General features: G+C 66.4%; 29 protein-coding genes. 10 read left to right on the plus strand and 19 right to left on the minus strand.

Annotation, left to right across the window (positions count from 1 at the left end):
• Positions 1-6: 6 nt before the first annotated feature.
• The 4 genes from CIK75_RS10910 to CIK75_RS10925 all read right to left on the minus strand — a co-directional run bounded on the left by CIK75_RS10910 (position 7) and on the right by CIK75_RS10925 (position 4,098).
• On the minus strand, positions 7-849 hold the full coding sequence (locus CIK75_RS10910; RefSeq protein ID WP_096224207.1) for a metalloregulator ArsR/SmtB family transcription factor: 843 nt from the start codon (positions 847-849) through the stop codon (positions 7-9).
• A 79-nt stretch (positions 850-928) separates the two neighbouring features.
• Positions 929-2,341, minus strand: a complete 1,413-nt coding sequence (locus CIK75_RS10915; protein WP_086997114.1) for an aspartate ammonia-lyase — start codon at positions 2,339-2,341, stop codon at positions 929-931.
• Positions 2,342-2,431: 90 nt separating this feature from the next.
• Positions 2,432-3,394 carry an asparaginase gene (locus CIK75_RS10920; protein ID WP_096224209.1) on the minus strand — a complete coding sequence of 321 codons (963 nt, stop codon included), beginning with the start codon at positions 3,392-3,394 and terminating at the stop codon, positions 2,432-2,434.
• Positions 3,391-4,098: a FadR/GntR family transcriptional regulator gene (locus tag CIK75_RS10925; RefSeq protein WP_096224426.1), complete on the minus strand. Its 708-nt coding sequence runs from the start codon at positions 4,096-4,098 to the stop codon at positions 3,391-3,393. Before CIK75_RS10925 ends, CIK75_RS10920 begins: the two co-directional genes overlap by 4 nt.
• A gap of 110 nt (positions 4,099-4,208) precedes the next feature.
• On the opposite strand from CIK75_RS10925, the gene CIK75_RS10930 reads away from it, so the two are divergent.
• Positions 4,209-4,529 (plus strand): DUF2316 family protein, encoded by a 321-nt coding sequence (locus tag CIK75_RS10930; protein WP_086997109.1) that lies wholly within the window; start codon positions 4,209-4,211, stop codon positions 4,527-4,529.
• Positions 4,530-4,578: 49 nt separating this feature from the next.
• Here the strand turns inward: CIK75_RS10930 and CIK75_RS10935 are convergent, their stop codons facing one another.
• The gene (locus CIK75_RS10935; protein WP_143413335.1) at positions 4,579-5,595 is read right to left on the minus strand and encodes a hypothetical protein; all 1,017 of its coding nucleotides are present in this window, start codon (positions 5,593-5,595) and stop codon (positions 4,579-4,581) included.
• Between the two features lie 245 nt (positions 5,596-5,840).
• On the opposite strand from CIK75_RS10935, the gene CIK75_RS10945 reads away from it, so the two are divergent.
• The gene (locus CIK75_RS10945) at positions 5,841-6,980 is read left to right on the plus strand and encodes a PQQ-dependent sugar dehydrogenase (protein ID WP_198962437.1); all 1,140 of its coding nucleotides are present in this window, start codon (positions 5,841-5,843) and stop codon (positions 6,978-6,980) included.
• 29 nt (positions 6,981-7,009) lie between these two features.
• Here CIK75_RS10945 and CIK75_RS10950 read toward each other — a convergent pair whose 3' ends face one another.
• The 5 genes from CIK75_RS10950 to CIK75_RS10970 form a co-directional block, all read right to left on the minus strand.
• Complete coding sequence (locus tag CIK75_RS10950; RefSeq protein ID WP_086997096.1) at positions 7,010-7,912, minus strand: alpha/beta hydrolase fold domain-containing protein; 903 nt, start codon at positions 7,910-7,912, stop codon at positions 7,010-7,012.
• A gap of 28 nt (positions 7,913-7,940) precedes the next feature.
• The gene (locus CIK75_RS10955) at positions 7,941-8,423 is read right to left on the minus strand and encodes a glutathione peroxidase (RefSeq protein WP_096224214.1); all 483 of its coding nucleotides are present in this window, start codon (positions 8,421-8,423) and stop codon (positions 7,941-7,943) included.
• Positions 8,424-8,467: 44 nt separating this feature from the next.
• Positions 8,468-10,393: a glycerophosphodiester phosphodiesterase gene (locus CIK75_RS10960; protein ID WP_096224216.1), complete on the minus strand. Its 1,926-nt coding sequence runs from the start codon at positions 10,391-10,393 to the stop codon at positions 8,468-8,470.
• Between the two features lie 78 nt (positions 10,394-10,471).
• Positions 10,472-10,870, minus strand: coding sequence for a BlaI/MecI/CopY family transcriptional regulator (locus CIK75_RS10965; protein WP_158225945.1), 399 nt, complete (start codon positions 10,868-10,870; stop codon positions 10,472-10,474).
• Entirely contained in the window at positions 10,867-11,430 is a 564-nt protein-coding gene (locus CIK75_RS10970) for a hypothetical protein (protein WP_096224220.1), read from the minus strand. The genes CIK75_RS10965 and CIK75_RS10970 overlap by 4 nt, the downstream gene beginning before the upstream one ends.
• A gap of 127 nt (positions 11,431-11,557) precedes the next feature.
• Between CIK75_RS10970 and CIK75_RS10975 the strand changes: the two genes are divergently transcribed.
• From CIK75_RS10975 to CIK75_RS11005, 7 genes are all read left to right on the plus strand, one after another.
• Positions 11,558-12,364, plus strand: coding sequence for a DsbA family protein (locus CIK75_RS10975; protein WP_096224221.1), 807 nt, complete (start codon positions 11,558-11,560; stop codon positions 12,362-12,364).
• Positions 12,365-13,330, plus strand: a complete 966-nt coding sequence (locus CIK75_RS10980; protein WP_096224223.1) for a cytochrome c biogenesis CcdA family protein — start codon at positions 12,365-12,367, stop codon at positions 13,328-13,330.
• On the plus strand, positions 13,327-13,674 hold the full coding sequence (locus CIK75_RS10985; RefSeq protein WP_086997079.1) for a DsrE family protein: 348 nt from the start codon (positions 13,327-13,329) through the stop codon (positions 13,672-13,674). The genes CIK75_RS10980 and CIK75_RS10985 overlap by 4 nt, the downstream gene beginning before the upstream one ends.
• Positions 13,675-13,783: 109 nt before the next feature.
• Positions 13,784-14,533 carry a GntR family transcriptional regulator gene (locus CIK75_RS10990; protein ID WP_241895413.1) on the plus strand — a complete coding sequence of 250 codons (750 nt, stop codon included), beginning with the start codon at positions 13,784-13,786 and terminating at the stop codon, positions 14,531-14,533.
• A gap of 159 nt (positions 14,534-14,692) precedes the next feature.
• Positions 14,693-15,889: an FAD/NAD(P)-binding oxidoreductase gene (locus CIK75_RS10995; RefSeq protein WP_096224225.1), complete on the plus strand. Its 1,197-nt coding sequence runs from the start codon at positions 14,693-14,695 to the stop codon at positions 15,887-15,889.
• Positions 15,890-15,922: 33 nt separating this feature from the next.
• The gene (locus CIK75_RS11000) at positions 15,923-17,311 is read left to right on the plus strand and encodes an MBL fold metallo-hydrolase (protein WP_096224227.1); all 1,389 of its coding nucleotides are present in this window, start codon (positions 15,923-15,925) and stop codon (positions 17,309-17,311) included.
• Between the two features lie 6 nt (positions 17,312-17,317).
• The gene (locus CIK75_RS11005; RefSeq protein ID WP_086997071.1) at positions 17,318-18,085 is read left to right on the plus strand and encodes a sulfite exporter TauE/SafE family protein; all 768 of its coding nucleotides are present in this window, start codon (positions 17,318-17,320) and stop codon (positions 18,083-18,085) included.
• Positions 18,086-18,157: 72 nt separating this feature from the next.
• Here the strand turns inward: CIK75_RS11005 and CIK75_RS11010 are convergent, their stop codons facing one another.
• The 9 genes from CIK75_RS11010 to CIK75_RS11050 all read right to left on the minus strand — a co-directional run bounded on the left by CIK75_RS11010 (position 18,158) and on the right by CIK75_RS11050 (position 22,218).
• Entirely contained in the window at positions 18,158-18,343 is a 186-nt protein-coding gene (locus CIK75_RS11010; protein WP_086997068.1) for a CsbD family protein, read from the minus strand.
• A 48-nt stretch (positions 18,344-18,391) separates the two neighbouring features.
• Positions 18,392-18,982, minus strand: a complete 591-nt coding sequence (gene amaP / locus CIK75_RS11015) for an alkaline shock response membrane anchor protein AmaP (RefSeq protein WP_086997065.1) — start codon at positions 18,980-18,982, stop codon at positions 18,392-18,394.
• Positions 18,979-19,536 (minus strand): DUF6286 domain-containing protein, encoded by a 558-nt coding sequence (locus tag CIK75_RS11020; protein ID WP_086997062.1) that lies wholly within the window; start codon positions 19,534-19,536, stop codon positions 18,979-18,981. The genes amaP and CIK75_RS11020 overlap by 4 nt, the downstream gene beginning before the upstream one ends.
• Positions 19,533-19,940 (minus strand): hypothetical protein, encoded by a 408-nt coding sequence (locus tag CIK75_RS11025; protein ID WP_096224229.1) that lies wholly within the window; start codon positions 19,938-19,940, stop codon positions 19,533-19,535. The genes CIK75_RS11020 and CIK75_RS11025 overlap by 4 nt, the downstream gene beginning before the upstream one ends.
• 1 nt (position 19,941) lies before the next feature.
• Positions 19,942-20,124, minus strand: a complete 183-nt coding sequence (locus tag CIK75_RS11030; RefSeq protein ID WP_086997056.1) for a DUF2273 domain-containing protein — start codon at positions 20,122-20,124, stop codon at positions 19,942-19,944.
• A gap of 3 nt (positions 20,125-20,127) precedes the next feature.
• Positions 20,128-20,631 (minus strand): Asp23/Gls24 family envelope stress response protein, encoded by a 504-nt coding sequence (locus tag CIK75_RS11035; protein WP_096224231.1) that lies wholly within the window; start codon positions 20,629-20,631, stop codon positions 20,128-20,130.
• A 99-nt stretch (positions 20,632-20,730) separates the two neighbouring features.
• The gene (locus tag CIK75_RS11040) at positions 20,731-21,084 is read right to left on the minus strand and encodes a hypothetical protein (RefSeq protein ID WP_096224233.1); all 354 of its coding nucleotides are present in this window, start codon (positions 21,082-21,084) and stop codon (positions 20,731-20,733) included.
• A complete protein-coding gene (locus CIK75_RS11045) occupies positions 21,077-21,652 on the minus strand; it encodes a hypothetical protein (RefSeq protein WP_143269234.1) in 576 nt (191 codons plus the stop codon). Before CIK75_RS11045 ends, CIK75_RS11040 begins: the two co-directional genes overlap by 8 nt.
• Positions 21,643-22,218, minus strand: coding sequence for a sigma-70 family RNA polymerase sigma factor (locus tag CIK75_RS11050; RefSeq protein WP_096224235.1), 576 nt, complete (start codon positions 22,216-22,218; stop codon positions 21,643-21,645). The genes CIK75_RS11045 and CIK75_RS11050 overlap by 10 nt, the downstream gene beginning before the upstream one ends.
• A 157-nt stretch (positions 22,219-22,375) precedes the next feature.
• On the opposite strand from CIK75_RS11050, the gene CIK75_RS11055 reads away from it, so the two are divergent.
• A complete protein-coding gene (locus tag CIK75_RS11055) occupies positions 22,376-23,059 on the plus strand; it encodes a metal-dependent transcriptional regulator (RefSeq protein ID WP_096224237.1) in 684 nt (227 codons plus the stop codon).
• Positions 23,060-23,064 lie beyond the last annotated feature (5 nt).

The raw sequence follows: 23,064 nt of genomic DNA on the forward strand, positions 1-23,064 counted from the left end.
AAGGATTCAGCGGAGGGCCTCCTTGAGAACAGCGTCGAGCCGTTCGAAGTTCTCGTCCATCCCGGCGTCCAGGCCCGAATCGATCATGGCGTCGCAGGTCTGCTTGGACGTGTAGGTGGAGGTGGCCTCCAAGGCACTGGAACCGTCGCCGTGATCGACGAAATGCAGGGTCTCCAAGGTGACGTCGTGGTCATCCTCGTACTCCCAGGTATGCACCATCAGGCCGGGGGAGACCACGTGATACGAGCCGTGGAACGGCCAGCTGCCGCCACCGTCGGCTTCGACGGCGTAGTGGAAGGCTCCTCCGGTGACCGGATCGAATCGCTCCACACGGACTGTGGTCCCGCGCGGACCCATCCACTGCCTGAATAGTTCCACGTCCGTGTGGGCGCGCTGGACCAGGGCCGCAGGGGCGGCGAATTCGCGGCGGTGCACGACGCTCTGTTCACCGACCCGACGGTGTTCGGTCAGTCCCGGTTGGTGGATGTCGTGAGAGTTCATCTTTTCCCGTAGGGCAGTTGGCTCGAATCGATCCGGATGGCGGGCCAGTACGGCACCGAGGCGTCGGTGGCGGTGTTCGAGTCGTCGTCGCTGCTCCTGGATCCAGTGGTGGGCGGCGTTCAGGGGCTGCTCTTCCAGCCGGACGCGGCGTGTTCTGCCCTCCCGATGACGGGTGATCAGGCCGGCGCGTTCCAGCACGCCCAGATGCCGCGAGAGGGATCTCTGGGAGATCCCGAACAGCGCGGCCAGCTCACCGACGGTGGCGTCTGTGGCGGAGAGGTGGTCGATCATCGTCGATCTCACCGGGTCTCCCAAGGCGGAGAACGTCTGGGTTACGGGGGTGCTCATCCTCTGATTCTTCAACCCAGGAATCCAAAGTCAAGGCCCGTCGATCCCCGGGGCGGCGCGTGGCCCCGGCGAACAGGGACTATTCGGAGAGGTTGGCCAGGCGTGCCGGGCGCAGCAGTTCCTCCAGTTCGGTGCGGCTGAGCAGGTTCTGCTCCAGCACCAATTCGGCAATCCCGCGGCCGGAATGCAAGGCCTCCATGGCGATCGCCGTCGACGTGGCGTACCCCAGCTGCGGGGTCAGCGCCGTCACCAGGCCAATCGAGTTTTCCACGTTGGCCCGCAGCAGCTCCTCATTGGCGGTGATGCCCGTGACGCAGTTGCGGGCCAGCGTCAGGCAGCCGGCTTCCAGATGGCGCATCGACATCGATAGGGAGTGCACGATCACCGGTTCGAAGGCGTTGAGCTGGAGCTGTCCTGACTCGGCGGCCATGGAGATCGTCACATCGTGCCCGACGACCTGGTAGGCGACCTGGTTGACAACCTCGGGGATCACCGGGTTGACCTTGCCGGGCATGATCGAGGAACCTGCTTGAACGGCCGGCAGGTTGATCTCGTTGAAGCCCACCCGTGGGCCGGAGGACAGCAGGCGCAGGTCGTTGCAGATCTTGGAGAGCTTCACGGCCACGCGCTTGAGCACGCCGGAAAGGTGCACGAAGGCGCCCACGTCCTGGGTGGCTTCGATCAGGTCGGGGGAGGTGGTCAGCGGTAGGCCGGTCAGTTCGACCAGGTGCCGGCAGGCGGCCTCGGTATAGCCGTCGGGGGCGTTCAGTGAGGTGCCGATCGCCGTGGCGCCCAGATTGATCTCATGGACCAGCTCCAGGGACTCGGCCAACCGATCGTGGTCCTCGCGGATGGTCACCGCATAGGTGCCGAACTCCTGACCCAGGGTCATCGGCACGGCATCCTGGAGCTGGGTGCGGCCCATCTTCACCACGGTGCGGAATTGGCTGGCCTTGGCCTGGAACGCTGTTTCAAGCTCTTCGATGGCCGCCAGCAGCGGGGCAGCGGTGAAGGAGGTCGCCACATTCACTGCCGTCGGGTAGACGTCGTTGGTGGACTGGGAGAGGTTCACGTGGTCATTGGGGTGCAGGTGCTGGTAGTCCCCGCGTGCGTGGCCGAGGATCTCCAGGGCCCGGTTGGCGATGACCTCGTTGGCGTTCATGTTCGTGCTGGTCCCGGCACCCCCCTGGAGTACATCGACGATGAACTGGTCATGCAGGGCGCCCCCGGCGATTTCGGTGCAGGCGGCATCGATGGCTTCGGCGCGGGTGGCATCGAGGAGACCGAGTTCGCGGTTCGCCCGGGCCGCTGCCTGCTTGACCAGTGCCAGGGCGCGGATCAGATGCGGGTTCGAACCCACCTGCTGCCCGGTGATGTGGAAATTTTCCGAAGCGCGCAGTGTGTGCACGCCCCAGTATGCCTCGGCCGGGACGTCACGGTCACCGATCAGATCGTGTTCGAGACGGGTGGCGGCCTGGGTGCTGATGGACATGGGGTGATGCTCCTGAAGGGTGTTGCTCTGGGTGGGTACAAGAAAAAAGCGGGGAGGAGACGCCGGCGGTGCCGACGGCCCGTGAAGGGTTTAGGCGGTGACGGCGGTGAGTTCGCCGACCTGCTCGCCGCCGCCGAGGGCGCCGACGGACAGGAACGGTTCCACGGCAGCGCGCACGGAGCGGTCATCGGCCAGCCGCGTGAGGGCTGCCGCGGCGACCGGCATCCGGGCCCGGTCGCCACCGTCGGAGATCTTCAGGGCCAGTCCCGTTCCGTCGGGCAGGCCGATGGCTTGGATGCCTTCGAATCCGTCCTTGGCGACCAGTCCCGGTACGGCCCGCATGATGGCTGTGACATCGCGCCCTTCGCCGGCGACCAGTTCGGGGTGGGCGCGCATGGCATCGGCCACGGCACGTTCAGCTGTCCCGTCGGCCGCGGCGGCCAAGCGGCCGAAGGCGCGGGACATCCCGACCAGGGACAGGGTGTAGACCGGAGTGCCGCAACCATCGGTGCTGGTCGCACCCACGGCTTCGCCGGTCAGCTCCTCGACGGTGCTGCGTAGCAGTTCGTTGATGGGGTGGGACGTGTCGAGGTAGCCCCGAACCGGCCAACCACGCGTCACACAGAGGGAGGCCAGCGCCGCGTGCTTGCCCGAGCAGTTTTGGGCCAACCGGGTGAGCCCGTTTCCGTCGCGCAGCCAGGCCTTCTGCTCTTCGACGCCGTAGGGCAGGTCGGTGCTGTTGGCCAGGGCAGAGGCATCGAGGCCCGCGTCGGCCAGGGTGGAGGCGGCGATGCGCTGGTGGCGTTCGGAGCCCGAATGGCTGGCCGCTGCCAAGGCGAGTTGTTCGCTGGACAGGGCCAGCCCGGCGCGCACCAGGCCCACGGCGAAGAGAGGTTTCAAGGCCGAGCGTGGGTAGAACCCCGCCCGGGCGTCGCCGATGCTGGAGGTCACCGTCCCAGCGGGCCCCGTGGTGACGAGGGATCCGTAATGGATGGATTCGACGGCGTCGCCGCGGGTCTGGACGGCGAGTGGGGCGTGGGCGGGGAGCTTCACTGATATCCGTTCTTCACGAGATGGTCGACGGCGCCGTGGACGGCCCCGAGGTGTTCTTGCATGGCAGATTCGGCGGCGTCGGGGTTGCGGGCTTCGATGGCCGCGACGATGAGCTGGTGTTCGGCATCCGAGGGGTTCCTCCGGCCCGAGGCCAGGTTCAAGGTCTCCGACTGCCGGGCCAGGGCATCGCGGATATCCGAGAGGACCTTGATGAAGACGCCGTTGCCTCCGGCGGCGGCGATCGCCAGGTGGAAGGTGGTGTCTAATTCGACCCAGGCTTCGGCGTCGTCCTCGCTGCGCATCTGATCCATCAGCGATTCCAGGCGTTCAAGATCCGCATCAGTGCGTCGTTGGGCGGCGAGCCGGGCGGCGGGGCCTTCAATATGTGGGCGGGCTTCGAGTAGGTCGGTGGAGGAGAAGGTGCCCAGCACCAGGTCGGCGGTGGCTTGTTCGGCGATGACGAAGGTGCCCCGGCCGGTCTCGGTGCGGGTGAGGCCCAGGGCGGCGCAGGAGCGCAGCGCCTCGCGGATCACCGACCGGCTGACCCCGAAGCGGGAGCCCAGGGCCGCCTCGGAACTGAGCTTGGTGCCCACCGGCAGATCGCCAGCTTCGATGGCTGATCGCAGCGAAACGAAGACCGCCTCGGAGGCACTCGTGCGATCGATCGGCTGCTGTCCTGCTGTCCAGCTGTCTGACAGGTTCATGAACAGTAGGATGGCACCGCTCACAGTCTCAGGTCAAAACGGGAGGGCCACGGCTTGACGTGGACGAGTAGGGTTCAAGAGAAGGACCCCATCAGCCGAAGGAGCCACCCATGACGTTGAAACCAGCCGAACGACAGGCCACCAGCGAGGAACTTGCCGCCAACTTGTCGTTGTCCGGTCTGAGCCGGGAGCAGATCTGCGAAGATCTTGAATTCAGCGACCATGCCCTCGAAGCAGCACTGGAGTTGCGCGAGATGGTGGACCCGGTCGATGTGTGGGTATTGCGTGACTACCTCGAGCAGGCGGCCCGCGATGCCGGCGCCGAACCCGCCGCCTACACGGCGCTGACCGAAGAAGCCAGAACCGAAGCCTATAAATGGTTCGAACTACGCCAGGCACCGCAGGCCGGCACGGGGGTCACCGCAGAGTGAACCCTGCCTGCAGGCGGGCCCGCTGCTTGCTCGGGGGCGCCGGCGGCTCTCAGCCCTGAGTGGTGCTCACCGAGGGGCCCTCCAGCTGTCTCCGGGCGAAGCGTCGGGCCGCCCGGCCCAACCGCAGGAAGTGGACCGTGGAGAGGACCAAGGCAATCGCCAAGGCCACCGAGGTGATTTGGCCGAAGAGCGAGCCCTCGCCCCGGATGATGCCCACGTAATACTGCAGGGCCTGCGCCAGGAAAAGGAGCGGGATCACCATGAGCCGGAAGAACGACTGATAGGGCATGGCCACCGAATACCTCAGGGCTTGTCGGCGGAGTTCCGCGTCCTGGGGCAGCGGCGTGCTCCCGAAGATGACCCGGCGCAGCAGGGCCGTCTGGTCCCTGTTGACCCGGGCGTCGTGGAGGATCTGATCGCGCAGGTACGCCCCGCAAATCAGGGCGGCGACCCCGGTACCGTAGAGGGCCAGCTGGGTGTTGCCCAGCAAATGGTAGATCAGCTGTGTGGTATCGCCGGTTGGACGCGATGGAGCCCCGGCGAGCAGCGAAATCCAGAAGATCGCCTGCGAACCCACCGCGACGAGGCAGGCCATCTCCGTCTGGAGACGCTCCGCTGTGGGCAGCCTCAACTGAAGGGACAGCAGATCATCCGGACGGTGGCTGGCGATCCACCGACCGGCAGCCATCCCGAGGCCGGCCAAGGCGAAGCCACTACCCAACATGACGACGGTGGGCCCTAAGGAGTTTGCGCTGAGCAGCGCGTGGAGGAGGGTGGCCAGGATTCCGATGGCCAGCAAGGCTAGTCCGCTACGTTGCCACCACGAACTAGCGGGTACTGTCCCTGGCTCGGTTGCTGTCTGTGTCCGTGCTGGTGTCTGGACCTTCCCGCGGACGCGACTGGTTCCCCATAGCCAGGCGGCCCCCACGAAGGCCGTCGGTGCCAAGGCCGCCAAGAGCACGGCTCCCGGAGCCATGGCCGAGGAGGTGGCGAGCACCCAGGCCAGCAAACCGGTAGTGAAGACCAGGCCACCGAGGAGGGTGGCCAGGTACGTCACGATTTTCATCTGTTGGGGTCCCCTGGAGGTTAGGTGGTCGAAGAAGACCAACCCTTTCAGCCAGGGGGCCGGTCGTCAACGCGGCACCGTGGCCCGTGCGCAGGGGGACCTGCCGATGGTCGAGAACGGGTGCACTTTTGTGGTCCAGCGTCCATACTGGGCGGAAGGGGAGCCGTCGGAGCCGGTTGCGGTGTTCCCGCCAGCGAGGTAGCTGCCGACGCCTGGTGAAGAGCCAGCCGGCCAGGAGGCCATGCATGCGGATGCGCCGCGGTTCGCTTCTCGCCGTCGCGGGGATCACCACCAGCCTGGCTTTGAGCTGCTGTACACCGGGACCAACCGCGGAACAGGCGGCGTCCACGGCAGCGATGAGCGGTTCGGCACCTGCCAGCTCTCCGGATCAGCCCGTCGAGGCTGCCCCGACCACGTCGATCATCAAGGACGGCCACGAAGTGATCGCCGAGGATCTGGAAGCCCCGTGGTCGGTGGTCTTCCGCGAGCAGACGGCCCTGATCAGTGAGCGCGATAGCGGGCGCATCCTTGAACTGGGGGAGAACGGTGCAACCCGGGAGATCGGCGTCATCCCCGGGGTGGTTCATGGCGGGGAAGGCGGCCTGCTGGGGTTGGCGATGCGCGGTACCGACCAGCTGTACGCCTATTCCACGGGTGCCGACGGCAACCGGATCCAGCGCTTCGACCTCATCGGCAAGCCGGGTTCGTTGGCGCTGGGCGGTGTCACCACCCTGCTTGATGGGATTCCTGCTGGCACCAACCATAATGGCGGGCGGCTGGGATTCGGTCCCGACAAGATGCTCTATGCCACCACCGGGGACAGTGGTGACCGGTCCTTGGCCCAGGACCGCGAAAGTCTGGGCGGAAAAATCTTGCGGATGGAACCCGACGGCGGTATTCCGGCATCGAACCCCTTCGACGACTCCTACGTCTACAGCTATGGGCACCGCAACCCGCAGGGGCTGGCCTGGGATGCGGTGGGCACCCTATATGCCACCGAATTCGGGCAGAGCACCTGGGATGAGCTCAACGTGATCACCGCCGGGGCCAACTACGGGTGGCCCGCGGTGGAAGGCATCGCCGACGAGGAGGGTTTCACCGACCCCGTCCAACAATGGGAGCCCGCGGAGGCCAGTCCCAGCGGGATGGCCATTACCGCCGGAGCGATTTTCATCGCCAACCTGCGGGGGGCAGCCCTGCGGGTGGTGCCGGTGGCCGAGGACGGGACGTCGAATGAACACTTTGTGGGCCAGTTCGGCCGACTCCGGCAAGCGGTCCTCGCCCCCGATGGGGACCTCTGGTTCCTGACCAACAACACCGACGGGCGCGGCAGCCCGGGGCCCGAAGACGACCAGATCATCAGCGTCGGGATCCGCGGCAGCTGAAACCCCTGCAGGTCGTGGGGTTCGGGGGGCTAGCGGGTGGTCGCTTCGCGGACCCGGGCCACGATGTGCTGACGGGCAGTACGTCCGATCACCGTGGGCAGCAGTGGATACACGTGAATTTGCCCCTGCTTTTCAAGGTATTCGATCTCGACGCCGGCTGCGGAAGCCTGCTCTGCAAAGAGCCGCCCATCGGGGTTGAGAATATCGCGGGTTCCGGTAAACAGCGTGATGGGCCCTAGGCCGTCCAGCTTCCCGTTGAGCGGGCTGACCACTGGGTTGTCCACGTCCAGGGTGTCTTTCCAGAGGTCGATGAAGACCTGGGTTCCCCGGGTGCCGAGCCATGGGTCGCTGGGTTGGACGATGGCGATCTCCGGGTTCTTCATGGACAGATCAACTGCCGGGGCGATGGCGATTGTCCGGGGCAGGGTGACCCCGTGCTGGTCACGCAACTGTAGGAGCGTGGAGAGGACGATCTGCCCTCCTGCCGAATCGCCGGCCAGAACCGTTGGTTCAGCGCTTTCCAAGCACGTGAGGACCTCTGTCGTGAACCCGTCGACGACCTGCCGGGCCGTGCCGAAGGGGACCAGGGGATAGATCAAAACGTGGACGGCGGTCCGTGCCTCGGCGGCGATCTGTGCAGCCAGTTGCCAGTGCTGCCGGGCGATCTCGCTAACCCACCCACCACCGTGGGCGTAGACGACGTGTCCCCGGGCCCCGGTGCTGCGGGGAGCGAGCGTATAGGCGGGCCACCCGGCTTCGGTGCGGGAAGCGGAGATGACGACGTCTTTCCGCAGCCCCCGGGGTGGGCCGTAGGAAGCTGGGCGGAGCGTCCGTCGGTGCAGTCGCCGGCGGGCAGCTGCCTCCGTGATGAAGGGGGCGCCGGCACTGGTGGCCTTCAGGGCGACGGGAATGAGTGCCTGAGGAAGAATCATCGGTGGCTCCGCATCGGTTCGGGGGTGGCTAGCCGGGGAGATTCGCTTCGATCGCTGCGATGATTTCCGGGGCGTCGGGTGTGGTCCGCGGTCGGAACCGCAGCCTCTCACCGGAGGGTAGCAGGAGGAACTTCTCGAAGTTCCAGCTCACCCGTCCTGCCTTCCCCGCTGCGTCCTTCGTCTTCTTCAACTCGGTATACAGCGGATGTTCGCGCCGCCCGTTCACCCGCACCCGGTCGAAGATCGGAAAGGTGATGCCGTACGTCGTCGAACAATACTCAAGCACTGCCTCGTTGCTGCCCAGCTCCTGGAGGAACTGGTTGCTGGGAAAACCCAAAACGGTGAAGCCACGATCGCCATACGTGCGTTGTAGTTCCTCGAGCTGCTCGTATTGCCCGGAGAGGCCGCAGCGGGAGGCGACGTTCACCACCATCACTACTTGTCCGGCATAGTCGTTGAGGGTCGTGGCGTGCTCATCCATGGTGGTGAGGGGAATCGTGGTCAGGTCCATGCTGTGGCCAACCCCTGCGGGGCCCGGGGCATTCCCGCACCGACCTAACGCGCGGTTGGCATCACGTTGGCCAGATGCTTGACCACATCGCGGAGCGGGAACGCCGTGGCGGGGTGGGCCTCTACCCGGGAACGTTGGGTTTTGGCCCGTTGCGGGTGGTCGGTGACGATGCCGTCGACCCCGTCGTAGAGATAGTTGCGGATCCGGTCCTCGCGGTTGACCGTCCACACGTAGACGGGCAGATGCGCCGCGTGGGCCTGGTCGAGGAACCGTTTCGAATAGGAGGCCTGCTCCACGACCAGGAAATCGCAGTTCACGTCGGGGACGCCGCCGACGGTCATGGCGATGGTGTAGCCGACGGATAGATCGGGGCGCCTGGCCTTGAGCGACTCCACGAGGTCGGCATCCAAGGAGTGGTAAATATTATTCTCCAGCGGGCCCACCGAGGCCAGTTCCTCCTCGAACCGGTCCACATAGTCGTCGGTTTCGTGGCCGTGGACCTTGGGTTCGATGAGCAGCTTGACCCCCAGCTCCCGGGCCCGGCGGACATAGTCGACCATCGAGGGGATGTGGTCGGTGAAGCCGCGGGCACTGACCGTGGTGGCCTCCGCCTCGGCGAGGGTCAGGTCGTAGATATTCACGTTATGCCCCGAGAGCAACAGCAGATTCGTGTCGTGGCTGGCGACGAAGTGTCCGTCCTTCGTCTGCTGGACGTCGACTTCCACCAGATCGGGGTCCTGGGTTGCCGCGGATTCCAAGGCGCCGAGGGTGTTCTCGACCCCGCCCCACACCCAACCACGGTGGGCAACGACCAGAGGCTCCGAGGTCGGTGGCGGAGCGGCAGCCACCGCCGGGGCGCCCATGATGGCGATGGCCACCACGGCAGCGCCCGCCGTGGTGCGCAGGGCCAGCCGTCGCCCACCGAGGCCGCTGGCCGGAGGGTTGCCGGGGCGAGGGGACCGCGCCCGGTGCACCGTTGGAGATTCTGTCGAGTCGATGACCCTGCCCCCGGGGACGCTCCGGTCCAGCCAGGCGAGTGCCCACCGGATGAACGCCGCCGTGGTGACGACCATGAGGACGAAGGCCGCGACCCGGGCGGCACCCAACCCCAAGGTGGCGACCAGATGGGAGTCGGTCTTCATCAAGGCTCCGGGCAGCGTGGCCACCCAGGCCACGGTGCGGCCGGGGACACCGAACATCAAGGCAGCGGCCAGCAACGGGGAAGCCAGGATCCCGGGCCAGCGAAGCCGCCGGTGCCAGGTGGCCTGCCAGCTGCTGAGCATGGCCCGCAACGGGCTCAGCCCCCGTGTCACCAGCAGGGGGATGGTCAGCAGCAGGCGCAGGTTCAGATAGACCAGCGCGCTGATCATCGAGAGGTACAAGCTCAGGCTCAACGGTTTCTTCAGATACTCGGCCGTCACGAACGGGGCGACGCCGATCTCGCGGGTCAGCGGGGAGAGCTCGGCCAGACCGCCCAACGGCATGAGCAAAAAAACGTAGACGGCCACCAACGGTGCCTGGAACCCCAGGGCCCTGCCGGTAGCGCGCCAGGCTTGGCGTCCCGCCGTCGTTCCCGGATGCTCGGAACCGGCACGGATCCTGCCCACCAGGGCGATGACCGAGGTGTACTGCAAGGCCAGGGCGCCCAAGGCGATGAACCCGATGGCCAGGAACAACAGCACCGACGAGGGACTATGCAGGATTCGTGGGAAGTTCCTGTCGGTCAGATTCGGGGTCCCGGCCAGGGCCAACGCGTGGGTGAACAAGAAATTCACCAGCGGCAGCACGAAGACCAGGATGATTCCCTGCCAGAGCACGAGGACCCCGGCAGGCACCGACAGGCCGGTCAAAAACTCCCGACGGCGCCCGGTTGGTGTGGTCGCGGCAGCACCGAGGACGGCCGGTTGCTCGTCCTGATCGTGGCTGCCGATGGTTTTTCCGTCCCTGTGTCGGTGGCTCCTGGACCTCACTTAACGTGAGGGGGTAAAAGATCCGTACCATTTTAGCAAGGCGGGGCGGATGCGGACGCATCCTCACGGTTTCGGTGGCTACAGCAGCGATTTCAGGTAGGCCCGGTCGGCAGGATCCAGTGATGTGGCGAAACTGGCCAGGCACCGGCGGCGGTCATTGGTTTCACCCAACGCCCTGACCATATGGGCCGCGGAGAACTCGCAGCCGCTCAACGCGGCGGTATAGGACCAGACCTGACCGATCAGTTCACGGGTGGCCAACTGCTTATCCACTAGATGCCCCAAGACGGTGGCCACCGTGGTGTAGGCGGGATGCGGTGCAGCGCCGGAGGTGAGGACCTCCAGGACGCTGCGGGTGGTGTGGGCCTGCTTGGTCTTCCACAGCACATCCAGGACCCGGCGTTCCAGCGTGCCCACCTGCGGAGCCTCTCCCGGTTCGAAAGGCAAGGCAGCTTCCTGGGCGGTCGTCGTGCTCATGCTTGGGTCCTTTCCACTGCTTCCTGCGGTGACTCGGCCCGGGGGCTGGACACCGGACATTCGACCTGCCCCGAGAGGCGGAAGATCACGGCGCCGAAGGTCATGACCAGGGCCAGCCCGGCCATCCAGGGCTGCAAGGGGGCGAAGTAGGCCAAGGCGCCGGAGTAGCCCAAGGCCAGGAGGGCAATTTTATTGCAGACCGGGCAGCCGATGGCGAACCAGGCCAGCAGCCCACCGGCCAATCCCCACCGCGAGCCGCTATCGGTTGACGGGTTTTCCGGTGCCGCAGGCGCCCCGCGGGCACTGACATAGCTGCCGATCAACAGTCCGGACAGCAAGGAGGTCACCATCCACACCGGACGATTCCATACCGTCGGGGCGATGTCCCGGGTGAAGAAGTCGTTGGGGATCAGGACGGTGGCCACGCCGAGCAGCACGCCGATGGCCAGGGCGCCGACGGTTGAGATGACCCATTGCCGGGGCCCCCAGTACCGCAGGGCGGTCGCGGCCAACGTGAAGCGGCGTGTGAGGCCGATGCGCGGTCGTGAGGGGCGTGACATGGGTTCTGGCTCCTGGGCTGGTCTGTGATGTTGAACGGAAAACTTGATCGTCGCCGCTCTATCTACTATCAAGGATAGTAGAGATACTATGCAACATAGTAACTAATCGATCGAAAGCAGCACCCCCATGCCTGAAACACCAGTGCCCGACGATCCGTCGACACCGGCCCGCCGGAATCACGGAGCCAGGAGCAGGAAACTGCCCTGGGTGTGGATCATCCCGATCCCCGTGGCCCTGATCATCGGCCTGCTGATCGGCATCCAGCTGCCCTTCGGCAATGGCGCCGCCTCCGAGCCGGCTCCGGACGCCGCGCCGCAGGAACAACAGCAACAACCACCGCAGCAGCAAGCGCCGGGCGAGGAGGTGGAGGTCCCCGATATGGCCCGCGTGGACCCCGAAGACCCCACCGCCGTGGGTGACGTGGATGCTCCGGTGGTCATGGTGGCCTATTCGGACTTCCAATGCCCGTACTGCGCCAAGTGGACGGCCAACACGCTGCCGACCCTGATGGACAAATACGTCGAAACCGGAAAGCTGCGCATTGAATGGCGCGATCTGGACATCTTCGGCGATGAGTCCCTGAAGGCCGCCGAAGCCGCCCAGGCGGCAGCCATGCAAGACGGCTACCTCGACTTCCATGAGGAGATGTCCAAGGGCGGCAAAATTGCCAAGGCCTCCGCCTTCGAGGATCAGAACCTGAAGGCCACCGCCGAGAAACTCGGGATGGATGGCGATCAGCTCATCAAGGACATGAACGGGGTCCACGCCCCCGACGTCGTCCAGCAGAACATCGACGAAGCCATGGAACTGGGTGTGACCAGCACCCCGTCCTTCCTGCTCAATAAGACCCCCTTCGTCGGCGCCCAGCCCACCGAGAACTTCATCGAGGCCATCGACAAGGAAATCAAGGCCGCCGAGAAGGACGATCAGTAGATGGAAGCAGGACTGGTCTTTGCCTTCGTCGGGGGAGTGCTAGGGCTGTTCAGTCCCTGTAACGCCCTGCTCCTTCCGGCGTTCTTCGCCCACGCGGCAACCTCCACCCGCAGGCTCTCGGCCCTGGGGTTGGCCTTCCTGATCGGCATGCTCGCCACCCTGGTCCCGCTCGGCCTGGGCATCGGCTGGCTCGGAGGCACCATCTCGGTGGACCGCCGGGCCCTGATCGTCGTCGCCGCCTGGGTCATTATCGCCCTGGGCCTCGTGCAGATCCTCGGCGGGGGATTCGACGTCAGCAGATTGCTGCCGAACTGGGCCCGTCGCAAGGGGCCGGCGACCCCGTCGCTGGGTGGGGCAGTCCTCTTGGGCACCGCCGCCGGCGTGGCAGGATTCTGCACCGGCCCCGTGCTGGGGGCGATCCTCACGCTCGTGTTGGCCCAAGGCAGCGCCGTTTCGGGAGGCCTGCTGTTGGCCATGTATGCCCTGGGCATGGTGATCCCGGTGCTGGCAGTGGCCGGTGTCATCCGCAGGACCGGGGCCTTCAAGGCCGGCTGGCTGCGCGGCCGGACCCTGTCCCTGGGCAGGTTCCGTTTCAACACCAATATGTTGATCGCCGGAGTGGTCACCGTGGCCGTCGGGGTCATCATGCTGGCCACCGGAGGACTCGTGACCTCCAATGAACTGATCTCCGCTTCGCTGATGGACCAGATCTCCGCAGCGGCCAGCTCCATTGACGCGGCGCTACCGGGCTGGGCCTGGCCGGCACTGCTGGGACTGGTGCTCTTGGGCTGGTGGGTCGTGGCGGTTCGCCGTCACCTGCAGGCCGAAGCATCAGGACACGACGAGAGCCCCCGGAGCGACGTCGACTCACGTGACGCCGGATCACATGTCGCCGGCCCGCAGGAGGTTGCTTCGGGCCGGCCGCGCGAGCGCGCTGCCGGCGCCGCGGGACAGGAGACACCGTGAGCGCCCTGCTGCTGCATCTGGCAGGTCCGGGACAGGCGCCGTTCCCCGACCTGGCCACGGCGTTGAAGGTCGCCGCCAATGCCCTGGACGAATTACCTGGGGCCGAGGTGGAGATCGTTGTCCAGGGCCCGGCGGTGACCCAACTGCTGGCATCGGCCCAGGACGCGGCGCGCGTCGCGGAGCTGACCGGGGCGGGAAACGTGGCGATCAGCGCATGTGCCAACAGCCTGCGCTCGGCAGCGGTGGGCGCTGCGAGCCTGGCCGGCGGGGTCCGGGTCGTTCCTGCCGCCATTGCCCACCTGGCCCGACGGCAGGGCGACGGCGCCGCTTACGTCCGCATCTGACGTCCTCGACGGCTGCCCCGCGATAGCATCGGTCACGGGAGTGGCTGGTCAAGACCTGGCGGCCACGCGTCCGGCATCCGGCCGGCACCCCAGACAGCGAGGCGGGGAGATGATGGCCACCGGGCAGCGAGATCGATCAGTGCGCAAGGTCCCCCTGTGGCAATCGGTGCAGGACCAGCTCCAGGAACGGATCGGCCGCGGAGAATTCGCCGACGGGTTTCCCGGCGAAATGGCCCTGGCCGATGAATACGAGGTCAGCCGGTCCACGATTCGTTCCGCCCTGGCACCGCTGCGTCGGGCCGGATTGCTCTCGGCCCAACGGGGTAGGCAGTCCTCGGTGGTCAACGTCGTCGACGAACAGCGCTTCGGCCCCGTCTACAGCCTCTTCGCCGCCGTCGAAAATGCCGGCATGACCCAGCGCAGCGTCGTCGAAATCGCCGAACTGCGCCGGTCCGCTACGGCGGCCGCGCACCTGGGCCTGGACGCCGACGCCGACCTCGTCTTCATCTCCCGCACCCGCTATGCGGACCGCGATGTCATCGCCGTAGACGACACCTGGCTGCCCGCAAACGTCGCGGCCCCGGTCCTGGGCGCCGACCTGAGCCATACCGCCCTCTACGAGGTGCTGCGCCGTGAATGTTCGATCACCCTGAGCGCTGGACACGAAACCCTGCATGCCCTGGCCGCCGATGCGCAGCAGTCCCGGCGCCTGGCCTGCCCTGCCGGGACGGCTGTCTTCTTCATCGAGCGTCTCGGCCTGGCCGGGGAACAAGCGGTGGAGTGGCGCGAAACCCTCATCCGGGGGGACCGTTTCACCGTCACCACCTCGTATCCCGCGGCCCCTGCGGCCGGGCGCTGAACCGGCGGAGCCCGGCCTCTCGATCATCCTCACCGCCCAGGGGCTTCCCCTCAACGGTAAATGTACGTACATTAGGTCATGAGGTGCTGTGATCCCCGGCGCTTCCCCGCCGTATGCCACATCCGGCGGGCAGAGCCGAACGAAGTGGAGACGTTTCATATGGGCCTGCACCATCGCATCGTGATCATCGGCGGCGGCAACGCCGGACTGAGCGTGGCCGCCCGGCTGCGCCACGCCGGTCAGGACGACATCGCCGTCGTCGAACCCAGCGACCAGCACTACTACCAGCCGCTATGGACCCTGGTCGGCGGTGGACGGGCCCCGGCGAAGGAATCCGTCAGGCACCAGGCCTCGGTCATGCCCCAGGGCGTCGCCTGGATCAAGGACGCCGCCACGGAAACCAATCCCGAGGCGAAGACCGTCACCCTCGCTTCCGGGGCCGTCGTCGGATACGACTACCTCGTGGTCTGCCCCGGCATCCAGCTCGACTGGGACCAGCTACCCGGCCTGTCCGAAGCCCTGGAGACCCCCGCGGTGTCGAGCAATTACCGCTTCGAGTTGGCCCCCAAGACCTGGAACATGATCCGCGCCCTGCGCTCGGGCACCGCGGTGTTCACCATGCCGGCCGGACCGATCAAATGTGCCGGGGCACCCCAGAAGATCGCCTACCTGGCCGCCGACTACTGGCGTGAACAAGGGGTCCTGGACGCTATCCGCATGGTGTTGGTCCTGCCGACACCCGGGATGTTCGGGGTCAAGGAATTCTCCGACGAACTCGACCGGGTCGTCGCCGACTACGGTATTGAAGTCCGTTTTTCCAGCGAAGTCACCTCCATCGACGCGGAGGCCAAAACCGTCTCGGTGCGCAACAACACCACCGAAGCCAGCGAAGACCTCGGTTACGACTTCCTCCATGCGGTGCCCCCACAGTCGGCGCCGGATTGGCTCAAGAACAGCGCTCTGGCCGACCCGGACAACCCTGCCGGCTACGTGGCGATCGACAAGAACACGCTGCGGCACACCACCTATCCAGAAGTTTTCGCCCTCGGCGACGCCGGCTCGAGCCCGAACTCCAAAACGGGTGCGGCCATTCGCCAGCAGGCACCCGTGCTGGTGAAGAACCTGCTGGCCGCAATGAGTGGCAAGACGCCGTCGGCCAGCTACGGGGGTTATGCCTCCTGCCCGCTGACCACCTCCCGGCACACGATGCTGCTGGCCGAATTCGACTACAGCATGCGTCCGGCGCCGAGCATCCCGTTCATCGACACCACCCATGAACGCAAGGACATGTGGTATCTCAAGCGTTACGGGCTGCCGTTCATGTACTGGAACCTCATCCTCAAGGGCCGCGCCTGATGCGGGCCCCCGCCACCATTAAGGAGCGCACACGTGTTCTTTGAACGCATCTACGACACCGATCTGGCCCAGGCCAGCTACGTCATCGGCTGCCAGTCCAACGGGGAGGCAGTGGTCATCGACGCCCGACGCGATACCGACGTCTACCACCGGATCGCCGCGGCCAACGGCCTGAAGATCGTCGCGGTGACCGAAACCCACGTCCACGCCGACTACCTCTCGGGGACCCGCGAACTGGCGGCGGATACCGGGGCCACCCTGTATGTTTCCGGCGAGGGCGGACCCGACTGGCTCTATGACTTCGAGGCCAGCCTGCTCACCGACGGCGGAACGATCACCCTGGGCAACATCACGCTCACCGCCGCCCATACCCCGGGGCACACCCCCGAGCACCTGATGTTCCTGGTCACCGATGGTGCCTTCTCCCAGGACCCGGGCTACGCCCTGACCGGCGACTTCGTGTTCTGCGGGGATCTGGGCCGCCCCGATCTGCTCGACGAGGCAGCCGGCGGCGTGGACACCCGGTTCATCGGGGCGCAACAGATGTTCGCCAGCCTGCGGGATCGATTCCTCACCCTGCCCGACCACGTCCAGGTTCACCCGGCACATGGGGCCGGCAGCGCCTGCGGCAAGGCCCTGGGCGCCGTTCCCTCCAGCACCGTGGGCTACGAACGACTCAACGCCTGGTGGGGCAAATACCTGGAAGCCGACGACGAGGAAGGCTTCGTCGCCGAATTGCTCGAGGGCCAGCCCGACGCCCCGGCCTACTTCGGACGCATGAAGCGCCAGAACCTCGCCGGCCCGGCGGTCCTGGGGGAACGCCAGCCACTGGCCGAGCTCGACGCGGCGCAGGTCGCCGCCTGGCTGGCCGCCAACGAGGCGACCTTCGTGGACACCCGGTCCCAGACCGACGTCCATCGGGGCACGGTCGCCGGATCGGTGAACATCCCGGCGATCAAATCCATGGCCACCTATGGTGCCTGGGCCATCGACCCCGAACGTGACCGGCGCCCGCTGGTCCTGTTGGCCGACGGTCCCGCATCGGCCCAGGCGATGTGGGACCACCTGATCCGGGTGGGCATCGACGACGTCTCCGGCTATGTCACCAGCATCGAGGGCCTGCCACACCACACACCGAGATTGGTGCAGCCGGATGAGGTCGCCGACTTCGACAAGGCCCTGTTGCTGGACGTGAGGGCAAAATCCGAGCACGAGGCCGGGAAGGTCCCCGGTTCGGAGCAACTCCACGGTGGCCGGGTGCTCTGGAACCTGGAGAAACTGCCGAACAGCGGCACCATCGTCACCTATTGCCAGTCCGGGGTGCGTAGCTCGGTGGTCGCCAGCACCCTGCGCCATGCCGGCTACGACGTCGTCGAGCTCGAGGGCAGCTATGCCGCCTGGGCCGCCCAGCAGGCCAAGTAGCCAGCGGTGATCGGTGCCGCCCTGGTCTTCGGGCTAATTGTCGGCGGGCTGCTGGGGCTCGTCGGCGGGGGTGGCTCCATCCTGGCGGTGCCTGCACTGGTCTACGGGGTGGGGATGCCGCTGTCGGCGGCCATCCCCAGCTCCTTGGTCGTCGTGGGCGCCTCATCGACGATGGCGGTGCTGCCCCGCATCCGACGCGATGTGGATTGGCGGCTGGCCCTGATCATCGGGGCCACCGGTGGGGCGACGGCCTTTGCCGGCACCGCGGTGAACCAGCTGCTCGATCAGCAGGTCCTGCTGATCGTTTTCGCCGCGATCATGGTGCTGGCCGGCATCCGCATGCTGCTTCCCGTGGGCTCTCGAGCCGGCCACGACTATGCTGCCGATGGAACGGTCATCTGGCGTCGCCGTCTGCCCAAGGCGGTGGCTACCGGCGTCGTCGTCGGATTCCTGACCGGATTGCTCGGTGTCGGGGGAGGGTTCCTCATTGTTCCGGCTCTGGCGCTGATCCTGGGGCTGCCGATGACCATGGCAGTGGGGACCTCGCTGGTCATCGTGGTGGTGAACTCCATCGGCGGGTTCATCTCCCATATCGGAAGCCTCGACCTGGACTGGGGACTGACCGGGGCCTTCGCCGGTACCGCCATGGTGGCGTCCTCTATTGCCGGGCACATCGGACGCTCCTTGCCCGAACGGGTACTCAAACGCGGTTTCGCCTCCTTGGTCTTCGTGGTCGCCGCTTACGTGGTGCTCCGCGTGGTCCTGGACTTCTAGCCGGAATCATCAGGACATGACAACGCCCCCGTCGTCCTGGTCGGAACCATGACGACGGGTGCGTTGGGCATGCTACTTGTCGAAGGCATCCTTCGCGGCGTCCTTGACGTGCTCGCCGGCCTGCTTGGCCTGGGCGGCGGCCTGGTCGGCCACGCCTTCGGCCTGCAGGTCTTCCTTGTTGGTGGCGTCGCCGACGGCCTCCTTGGCCTTGCCGGTGGCTTCCTGGGCCTTATTGCTGATCTTGTCTCCGAGTCCCATGTGTTTCTCCTTTGGTGTTGGGGGGTTGGGTCTAGTGGTGGGGCGTTCTCAGCTGGATTTCTCGACCGAATACTCGATGGCGAAGTGTTCCAGCGGATGGCCCAGGCAGAGCACGACGTCGGCCGCGATCTGCTCGGTGAGGGTTGCCGTGAGGTGGGGCAGGTGGGCAGCCGGCTCCGCGTGGACCTGCAGGAGCAGGTCGGGGGCACCGACGCTCCCCCTGAGCATGGCCTTCGCGGCGGCCACTTGTGGCAACGCTGCGGCCGCTTGGGAGACGGCAGATTCCAGAACCTTCGGGTCCAAGGTGGTGGTTCCAGCACCCGGGTCGGCGGTGAAACGCAGGGTTTCTGCCCGCCGCGAGCGCGGCACCTGACGTCCAAGCCAGGCCAGCCCGAGCAACAGCACGATCATGCCCACGACGATCAGCGCCGCGGGCATCCACGACTGTTCCAGAACATCGGTGGCACCCGGCGCCAGGTCGGCCGAGGGATCGGCCAGCAACCCCGAGGCGCCTTCCGGGACCCGCAGACCCACGGTGGTCTGGAACCAGGGCCAGATCAGCCAGAGCCCACCGGCCAGCATCACGAAGCCGATGATGATCAGTAGCGTGCGGTTCAACGTGGCGGGAAAGGATCTCATGAGGTACTCACCATCCTGACGTTCAGTGCCGGGAGAGCACCGACGAGGTTTTCGGACAGGATCTCCCGGGCCGCAGTTTTCACGGCCTCGGATAACTGCCCATGCTCACGCAAGGGGGTGCGCACGGTGAGGGAAAGGGAAGTGCCCTTCATCCGGGCCTTGCAGGTCCCCACCCCGTCCATCGCGTTGACCCGGTTCTCGACCAGGCGTTCGGTCCCACGGCGGGTCACCACGGCCTCCGAGGAACCGACGGAATCGGACCGTTGCGGGCTCGGCGATGAACGTGGGGACGGGCGTCCGGGCAGGATCCCGCAGAGGAGCAACACCAGGCCGGCGATGGCGATGAGGCCACCACCTGCGGCTACCGAGCGGGAACCCCAGGTACGGGATCCGACGTCGGCCATGAACGTGGCGGCGCTGGGCCACTGCCCGTCCTGCAGCCGCATGATCGCCAGGCCGGTGAGCAAAACTCCGACGGCGATGAGCAGCACGGCAGCAATCGTCGCCGGGAGGACCCGGGCCGGGCGCGGCCGCAGCGAGGATGTCTTCGTCATAGGACCCTCCTGGCCGGTGGTGCGGCTTCCAGCCACTCCACCTGGATGTCCACCGGTGCGGCGGTGACGCCGGCGAATCTTTCAAGGTCGGTGATGATTCCCTGGCGCACCTCCTCGGTGGTGGCGCGGATGTCGCTGGGGAACCGCAGCCCGATCCGTACGGAAACGGAAGCCGAAGACCCGGCGATCGTCGCCGTTGCCGGGGGCAGTGCGCTGAAATCCTGGTTGGCCCCGACCCCCAGGACGCCGCCGGAGCGGGCGCCCACCGCCGGATGGGAGGCAGCGGATTTCGCCGCGAGGCGGCTGACCACCCGTTCGCTGATGGTCAGCCGACCCCGGGTTTCGGGGGACGAGGGTACGTCCGGTTCCGGCGTGGTGGCGGCGCTGAGGCTGGAGGCGGTCATATCAGCGCCGGCCTTGGATGCGGCCCGCCCAGTCCTGCAGGTCCACACGTCCGTCCAGGACGCGGCCGACGCCGAAGGCGACCGCCGCGACGACGGCCACCAAGAGCATCGCCCAGAATCCGGCGATCACCCAGATGGTCCCCAGGACCAGTCCGATAATGGTGCAGAAGCGTGTGCTCGTCATCGTCTACTCCAGACGATCGGAGCGATCGGAAACAGCATCGTCGTTGTCTTCCTCGGGCAGGTGCACGTCGGTGACGTTCACATTGACCTCGATCACCTCCAGGGAGGTTCCGTGCTCGACGGCCTGGATGATGCTGCGGCGAATATCTTCGGCGACCTCGGCAATGGAGACACCATATTCGACGACGATGCTCACATCGATGGCCGTCTGCAGGTCACCCTTCTCCACGGAAACCCCGCCACTGACATTGGTCTGGGATCCGGGGATGCGTTCGGAGATCGCGTTCAGGGCGCGGCGGCCTGCGGCTCCCATGGCGTAGACGCCAGGAACTTCGCGGGCAGCGATTCCGGCCAACTTCTGCACGACGGTCTCGGCAATGGTGGTGGTGCCGTGGTCGGTCTGCAGCGGTCCCTGGGCTTGCGGGGACTGCTGGGCCGGCTGGGGAGCCTGTTTCGCGCGTGCTTCCTCGGTGGTCTTCGGCAGGTTCGTGTGCGTGTTCTCGGCCATGATTTCCTCCCTGGTGCCAACGCACGGTGCGTCGGTCTCATGAGTACAGACGGTTTCGGGAGGAAAACGTCACGGTCGAAACGAAAAAAACTTTGGATGCTAGTTCCGCGGCCCCGTGTCGGCTCGACCGTGTTCCAGGACGGTGACAGCAACGAAGGCCATCTTGAGACCGTGGCCGAGCAGGACGGTATGGATTTTTTGCTGCACTGCCCGGGCGACGTCGGTGGCCCGGTGACCGGCCTCCACACCGATGTCGATCCGCGCCTCGGTCCCTTCCGTGCCCTGGCGCAGGCGCAGGGCTTCGGTGGGGGAGGCCGGCCGGGAGGCCAGGGCGCGGACGATGGCGACGGTCGGCGGGAACACCTCGGCCACCCCGTCGGTTTCCAAGACTTCGGTGATGGCCGCCGTGCGGGCCGCTTCGGTGGCGGTGGGCTCAACGGTTGGCTCAGTCATGGGTGATGTCCTCCACGGTGATATCGACGGCCGCGGGGACGACGCCCAGCTCGTCGGCCAGGGCGGCCAGGGTGGCCGCGCGGAGTCGTTCGGCGACCTCCGGGACCTGTTCATCGGCGTTCATCTGCACCGACAGGTGGCAGAGCACCGCGGGGAGTCCGGCATCCGTCGTCGTCCCCGTGGTGCCGTGGCGGCCCAGTTTGATGCCCTGAACACCGTCGGCGGCCCGGCGGATGACCTCATTGAGCACGTAGACACTGAGCTCCAGGGGGCCGTGCGGGGTCACCAGCACCTCGAGGCGCCGGCCACGCCGAATTTCGGCACGAATGCCGTCCATGGCGGTATGGCGGATCCGCTCCAAGGCGGCGTCCTCCTCGGCGGCCTCTTCCGGCGGGGTCTCCCGGAGCCGTCGGGTCGCCAAGAGCAGGGGCTGGAGCCGGCGGCGTTGTTCCTGACAGTGCGGGCAGGAGAGTTCGTGCTCGTCGGGAGGCAGGTCCAGACGCTCCCAGATGTCCTCTTCGGAGCGGTCGCAAGCTGGCACCTCCTCGCCTCCGGTGGTCATTTCCACGGGTCCATCCTTTCGGCCAACGTGATGCGGGCGCGCGATATGCGTCCTCGGACGGTGGCCAGCTTTTCGCCGGTGATAGCGGCGATTTCCTGGTAGCTCAACCCGTGGATCTCGCGCAGCATCCAGGCTTCGCGTTGGGCCCAGGGCATGGTGGCGACGAATCGCCACAGCTCGGCCAGAGCCAACTGGGTTTCGGTGTCCTCGGCGGGCCCCGCCAGGGGGCGCCGAGATGATTCGCTCGGGGTTTGGCGGTCTTCGTATTCGGCTGGATCGCCACCGTCGGGCTGCCGTTTCCTGAGCAGGTCGATGCAACTATGCCGGGCGATCCGGTATAACCACGTCGACGCGGCCTCGGCGGAGCGCAGGGTCGGCAACCGACGCCAGGCGGTGACCATGACGTCCTGGACGGCGTCTTCGGCATCCGGTCCGCGACCGAGCATGCCACGGCAGAACCGCAGAAGGGGGCGTTGGTACCGGCGGACGATCTCCTCGAACGCCGCCAGATCTCCCGATTGGGCGCGAACGATCAGGACAGGATCATCCAGCTCGGTGATCGTCCCGTCCATACATCCCCCTCGTCACTGCCGCAGACCGCAGGACCTGTTGCTTCAGGGCTGCAGCAGGGCCATGACTTGAAGGCTAGCAGGTGCGCCGGGACCAGATGGAGCGGCTCCAACGGGGCCCGACGGGCGTGCGGGTCGCGGGCTGCGTAGACTGGCCTGCATGTCGGTTACAGAATTGTCGGACAGCGCCCAAAACCATCTCAAAGCCGTCTGGAGTCTCTCGGAGTGGACCAGCGAACCGGTCACGACCAAGGACATCGCCGAAAAAACCGGTCTGCGGATCTCCACCGTCTCCGATGCCGTGCGCAAGCTCGCCGAGCAGGGATACCTGAACCACGCCAAATACGGCACCGTTGAATTGACCGAAACCGGACGGATCCACGCGGTGGCGATGGTCCGCCGGCACCGGCTGATCGAATCGTTCCTGGTCGAGGTGCTGGGCTACGGCTGGGAACAGGTCCACGACGAGGCCGAGGTCCTCGAGCATGCCGTCTCCGACTTCATGATCGAACGCATCGACGTCATCCTGGAGCATCCCACCCGTGACCCGCACGGGGATCCCATCCCCGCAGCGGACGGCACCGTGGAGGTTCCCGACGCCGTTCAGCTCACCGGCGTCGAACCGGGAACCACCGTGGTGGTGGAGCGGATCTCCGATTCCGATAGCGAGCTGCTGGGGTATTTCAGGGATCGGAACATCAGCTGTGGTGCCCGGTTGACCGTCGGTGCCGGCGAACCGTATTCGGGAACGTTGGAAGTGCAGGTGGACGGTTCAGGCCAGCACCCCTTGAGCTTGGGGCAAACGGCCAGCGATGCCCTCTTCGTGTCCGTGGCCACCGACTAGTTGTT

The organism is Glutamicibacter sp. BW78 (genome assembly GCF_002332245.1).
In the GTDB taxonomy this organism is placed as follows: domain Bacteria; phylum Actinomycetota; class Actinomycetes; order Actinomycetales; family Micrococcaceae; genus Arthrobacter_H; species Arthrobacter_H rhombi_A.

What these genes read in the sequence shown, in the direction of transcription:
- CIK75_RS10910 (WP_096224207.1), bottom strand. Translation starts at nt 849, where the DNA reads ATGAGCACCCCCGTAACCCAGACGTTCTCCGCCTTGGGAGACCCGGTG.
- CIK75_RS10915 (WP_086997114.1), bottom strand. Translation starts at nt 2,341, where the DNA reads ATGTCCATCAGCACCCAGGCCGCCACCCGTCTCGAACACGATCTGATC.
- CIK75_RS10925 (WP_096224426.1), bottom strand. Translation starts at nt 4,098, where the DNA reads ATGAACCTGTCAGACAGCTGGACAGCAGGACAGCAGCCGATCGATCGC.
- CIK75_RS10930 (WP_086997109.1), top strand. Translation starts at nt 4,209, where the DNA reads ATGACGTTGAAACCAGCCGAACGACAGGCCACCAGCGAGGAACTTGCC.
- CIK75_RS10935 (WP_143413335.1), bottom strand. Translation starts at nt 5,595, where the DNA reads ATGAAAATCGTGACGTACCTGGCCACCCTCCTCGGTGGCCTGGTCTTC.
- CIK75_RS10945 (WP_198962437.1), top strand. Translation starts at nt 5,841, where the DNA reads ATGCGGATGCGCCGCGGTTCGCTTCTCGCCGTCGCGGGGATCACCACC.
- CIK75_RS10950 (WP_086997096.1), bottom strand. Translation starts at nt 7,912, where the DNA reads ATGATTCTTCCTCAGGCACTCATTCCCGTCGCCCTGAAGGCCACCAGT.
- CIK75_RS10955 (WP_096224214.1), bottom strand. Translation starts at nt 8,423, where the DNA reads ATGGACCTGACCACGATTCCCCTCACCACCATGGATGAGCACGCCACG.
- CIK75_RS10965 (WP_158225945.1), bottom strand. Translation starts at nt 10,870, where the DNA reads ATGAGCACGACGACCGCCCAGGAAGCTGCCTTGCCTTTCGAACCGGGA.
- CIK75_RS10970 (WP_096224220.1), bottom strand. Translation starts at nt 11,430, where the DNA reads ATGTCACGCCCCTCACGACCGCGCATCGGCCTCACACGCCGCTTCACG.
- CIK75_RS10975 (WP_096224221.1), top strand. Translation starts at nt 11,558, where the DNA reads ATGCCTGAAACACCAGTGCCCGACGATCCGTCGACACCGGCCCGCCGG.
- CIK75_RS10980 (WP_096224223.1), top strand. Translation starts at nt 12,365, where the DNA reads ATGGAAGCAGGACTGGTCTTTGCCTTCGTCGGGGGAGTGCTAGGGCTG.
- CIK75_RS10990 (WP_241895413.1), top strand. Translation starts at nt 13,784, where the DNA reads ATGATGGCCACCGGGCAGCGAGATCGATCAGTGCGCAAGGTCCCCCTG.
- CIK75_RS10995 (WP_096224225.1), top strand. Translation starts at nt 14,693, where the DNA reads ATGGGCCTGCACCATCGCATCGTGATCATCGGCGGCGGCAACGCCGGA.
- CIK75_RS11010 (WP_086997068.1), bottom strand. Translation starts at nt 18,343, where the DNA reads ATGGGACTCGGAGACAAGATCAGCAATAAGGCCCAGGAAGCCACCGGC.
- amaP (WP_086997065.1), bottom strand. Translation starts at nt 18,982, where the DNA reads ATGAGATCCTTTCCCGCCACGTTGAACCGCACGCTACTGATCATCATC.
- CIK75_RS11020 (WP_086997062.1), bottom strand. Translation starts at nt 19,536, where the DNA reads ATGACGAAGACATCCTCGCTGCGGCCGCGCCCGGCCCGGGTCCTCCCG.
- CIK75_RS11025 (WP_096224229.1), bottom strand. Translation starts at nt 19,940, where the DNA reads ATGACCGCCTCCAGCCTCAGCGCCGCCACCACGCCGGAACCGGACGTA.
- CIK75_RS11030 (WP_086997056.1), bottom strand. Translation starts at nt 20,124, where the DNA reads ATGACGAGCACACGCTTCTGCACCATTATCGGACTGGTCCTGGGGACC.
- CIK75_RS11035 (WP_096224231.1), bottom strand. Translation starts at nt 20,631, where the DNA reads ATGGCCGAGAACACGCACACGAACCTGCCGAAGACCACCGAGGAAGCA.
- CIK75_RS11040 (WP_096224233.1), bottom strand. Translation starts at nt 21,084, where the DNA reads ATGACTGAGCCAACCGTTGAGCCCACCGCCACCGAAGCGGCCCGCACG.
- CIK75_RS11050 (WP_096224235.1), bottom strand. Translation starts at nt 22,218, where the DNA reads ATGGACGGGACGATCACCGAGCTGGATGATCCTGTCCTGATCGTTCGC.
- CIK75_RS11055 (WP_096224237.1), top strand. Translation starts at nt 22,376, where the DNA reads ATGTCGGTTACAGAATTGTCGGACAGCGCCCAAAACCATCTCAAAGCC.